This is a genomic window from Rhizobacter sp. P2_H2, from assembly GCF_056403375.1.
This window is the reverse complement of the sequence record NZ_JBFUFP010000555.1, coordinates 1-3604: the sequence shown is the minus strand read 5'-3', so window position 1 is coordinate 3604 and position 3604 is coordinate 1. Positions and strand designations below refer to the sequence as shown.

The 3604-nt window shown below is 67.8% G+C and carries 4 protein-coding genes; 2 read left to right on the top strand and 2 right to left on the bottom strand.

Annotation, left to right across the window (positions count from 1 at the left end; all coding sequences use genetic code 11):
• Together AC1D15_RS22340 and AC1D15_RS22335 are read left to right on the top strand one after the other, a co-directional pair.
• Positions 1-433: AAA family ATPase (locus AC1D15_RS22340; protein ID WP_477827691.1), on the top strand; the 433-nt coding region annotated here is incomplete at its 5' end.
• 124 nt (positions 434-557) lie between these two features.
• Positions 558-1496 carry an amino acid ABC transporter substrate-binding protein gene (locus AC1D15_RS22335; RefSeq protein ID WP_477827690.1) on the top strand — a complete coding sequence of 313 codons (939 nt, stop codon included), beginning with the start codon at positions 558-560 and terminating at the stop codon, positions 1494-1496.
• Between the two features lie 33 nt (positions 1497-1529).
• On the opposite strand, the gene AC1D15_RS22330 is transcribed toward AC1D15_RS22335, so the two are convergent.
• Both AC1D15_RS22330 and AC1D15_RS22325 read right to left on the bottom strand, forming a co-directional pair.
• Positions 1530-2309 carry a DeoR/GlpR family DNA-binding transcription regulator gene (locus AC1D15_RS22330; RefSeq protein ID WP_477827689.1) on the bottom strand — a complete coding sequence of 260 codons (780 nt, stop codon included), beginning with the start codon at positions 2307-2309 and terminating at the stop codon, positions 1530-1532.
• 49 nt (positions 2310-2358) lie between these two features.
• On the bottom strand, positions 2359-3604 hold a 1246-nt coding region (locus AC1D15_RS22325), incomplete at its 5' end, for a phospholipase domain-containing protein (protein ID WP_477827688.1).

The following is a 3604-nucleotide window of genomic DNA, read 5'->3' as shown; positions in this document are numbered from 1 at the left end:
GGATGTTCCGGTGTCTGCGTTCCAGGCCGGATCCGTCGATCCCGACGATCAGTCAGAAGGGACCAGGAATCTGATCGGATTCTTTGTTCCGTGGTCGATCAAGGGATACGGCAGCCGTGCAGTACTTGCCGTCGATCAATTCGACAGCAGCCTGCACCCGAAGATCGTCGCTGCGCTGATCGACAAGCATCTGGACAGCGAAGATCCCTCCCAGTTGGTCTTCACGACGCACGACACCCACCTGATGGGCACGAAGCTGCTGCGCCGCGACCAGATCTGGATCGTCGAGCGCGATGCCAACGGCGCGACCCAGCTTCGATCGGTACACGACTTCGAGGGCCGGGAGAGCGAGGATGTCGAGAAGCGCTACTTCGAAGGGCGTTACCGCGGTTTGCCGTTGCTGAAGGGCCGCCCACCTAGCCTGCCCATTTGAGGTCCGTCAAGCAAAACTCCCCCGAAACAAGGGGATAGAGGTTCCCGTCCAGTGCGACCTCCGTCACGGAAATGCGAATAGGGTAAACCCTATAATTCGACCCTTTTTGGTCGGAGCTTCCAAGATGTTCTCCCCTTTTCACGGCGTGATGCGCCACGTCGTGCGCCACGTGACGGGCCTGCTGCTGCTGGCCGGTGCCAGCGGTGCGGCATTCGCCCAGGCGCAGGCACAGGCCCCCGCCGACACGATGGCCCGCATCCGCGAGACCAAGGTCGTGGTGCTCGGCGTGCGCGAGGCCGCGCGACCGTTCTCGTTCCTGAATGAACAGAAGCAACCGGTCGGCTACTCAGTCGACCTGTGCCTGAATGCGGTCGAAGGCATCAAGCGCGAGCTGAAGCTGCCCGACCTGAAGGTGCAATACAAGGTCGTCAGCGGACCGGAGCGGATCCCGAAGCTGCTGAGCGGCGAGATCGACATGGAATGCGGCTCGACCACCAACACCCGCGCACGCCAGGAGAAGGTCGCCTTCAGCTACACCTTCTTCGTCGCCTCGATGCGCCTGCTGACGCCGAAGAACCTGCAGGTCGAGTCGGTGAAGGACCTGAACGGCCTGCCGGTGGCGCTCAGCAAGGGCACGACCTCGGAGAAGCTCTTCAACCAGCTGGCCAACGGCGAGCTGCATGCGCAGCTGACCACCTTCGCGAGCAACGGCGAAGCCTACAAGGCGCTGAAGGAAGGCCGCGTGCGCGCCTTCCCGCAGGATGATTCGCTGCTGCTCGGCCTGGCCTCCAACGACAAGGCGCTCGACACCTTCCAGGTCAGCAACCTGGCACTGTCGGTCGAGCCGTACGCGGTGATGGTGCGCAAGGGCGACACCGCGCTGYTCGCGTCGGTCGACCGCAGCCTGGCGCAGCTCTACGTGAGCGGCGAGATCAACGCGCTGTACACCAAGTGGTTCCTGACCGATGCGCTGACGATCAAGATGAGCCGCCTGACGCGCGACAGCTTCGTGCGGCCGAACAAGGAAGCCGGCGTCGCGATGCTGCTGGGGTTCTCGATCTGATCGAGCGCGGGTTGCCCGCCTCGATCACACCCGTCACACCAGCGTCAACTCGCAGCCCGCGTCGGCCAGCGCGTGCAGCGCCGCCGATTCCCGGGCCCGCTTGTTGGTGATCAGCTGGTGGACCTGCTCGATGCCGCAGAACGCGACCCGGGCGCACACGCCGATCTTGCTGTGGTCGGCCAGCAGCACGGTGCGCCGGGCCTGGCGCACCATCGCGCGCGCCAGCTCCGCCTCCGACGGATCGAAGCTGCTGGCGCCCATGCGCGCCTCCACGCCGACGGGCGAGAGCAGGGCCCAGTCGACCCGCCAGCGCATCACCTCGGCCACGGTGGCGTCGCCGTAGTTCGCGGCCAGTTCCGGCCGCGGCCGTCCGCCGAGCACATGCACCTGGTGCCGGGGTGAGCCGCCGTCCAGCGTCGGGCTGGCGAGCTTCAATGCCACGTCGAACGAGTTGGTGATCACCGTGAAGTCGCGCAGCGAGGCCAGCTCCTGCGCCAGCATCGACACGGTGCTGCCGGCATCGATGAACAAGGACTGGCCCGGCTGCGGCAGGCGTGCCGCAGCGCGCACGATCGCGCGCTTGTCCAGCGCATGGATCTTGTTGCGCTGCGCGAGCGGCAGCTCGGCCTCGGTGTCGCAGGCCAGGACGCCGCCGAACACGCGGCGCAGCTGCCCGGCGGCTTCCAGCGCGAGCACGTCGCGCCGCACCGTCTCGCGCGACACCCCCAGTTCATTGGCGATGCGCTCGGTGCTGGCCTGCCCGTCGCCGGCGAGCAGGGCCCGGATGCGCTGATGACGATCTTGCTGGAGCATGTGGCGATGATGCCGCAAGCCGCCCGGCGGACGGACGGCTTGCGCCGGGTCAACGTGTGATGGACGGCTGGTCGGCGACCGCGGGGCCGAACATCGCCGGGTCGCTGACCAGGTGCGCGCCGGTTTCCAGGCGCCCGGCGAAGCGGCGGCTGTAGCCCGGCAGCGCCGGCACGCCGACGCTGAAGTCGTACCAGTTGCCGCTGTCCTTCAGCGCCCACGCCAGCGTCTGTTCGCCGCCCGGGCCGACCGCCACCGTCTGCACCGTGGCGTCGAAATACGCATTGGCCCGCACGCTGAAGGTGCAGTCCGCCGTGCCGGTGTTGTGCAGCTTCAGCACCAGGTCGCTGTTGGCGACGTCGTAGCAGACCTGGATCTCCGGATTAGGCCGGCTCGCCACGGCGAGCGTGCTGGCGTTGCCGGTGAAATGGCGATGCAGTCCGGCCGGCCCGAGCACCCAGAGGTCGTAGACGCCCAGGTCCGCTGCCAGGGCCCAGTTGCCCCGCAGCTGCTTGCCGGCCTCGAYGGTGTAGCGCCGGGGGACGGCATCCAGGTGCAGGCGATCGTAGACGTGGAAGACCGCTGCCGCGCGGCCGGTGTTCGAGAAGATCAGCGTGACCTGCTGCGAGGCCGGGGTGCAGACCGCACTGACGTGCAACTCGTACGGCAGTGCGCGCGACGGGCGGGTGCCCTTGGCCTGCACCGGCATCGCGGCCTCGTTCGGCAGCGTGGGCACGGTGCGCTGGGGCAGCGCGCGTGCACGGTCCGCCAACGCGGTGGTCGCCGGCAGGTTCCTGAAGAACTCGGCGTTGTTCGGGTCGGCGAAGTTGAAGGCCGACGTCATGTCGCCGCACACCGCACGGCGCCAGGCCGAGATGTTGGGCTCCTTCACGCCGAAGCGCTGCTCGATGAACTGCAGCGGCGAGGTGTGGTCGAACACCTGCGAGTTGACCCAGCCGCCCTTGCTCCACGGCGAGATCAYGTACATCGGCACGCGCGGCCCGAGGCCGTACGGCCGGTGCAGCAGCGAGGGCTCGTAGGCCGCCGTGTGGTACGCCTTCAGGTGCTCGTGGTACTCGGCCGCGGTGTCCACCGTGCTCGCGCCCGCCAGCACCGCCTTCGCCGGATCGGCATCCCAGCTGGCGTACGAGGGCGGTGCCGGCGGCGGCACGTGGTCGAAGAAGCCGTCGTTCTCGTCGAAGTTCAGGAACAGCACGGTCTTGCTCCAGACCGCGGGGTCGGCGGTCAGCGCATCCAGCACCTTGGCGGTGTAGTCGGCGCCCTGGGCCGGGCTCGAC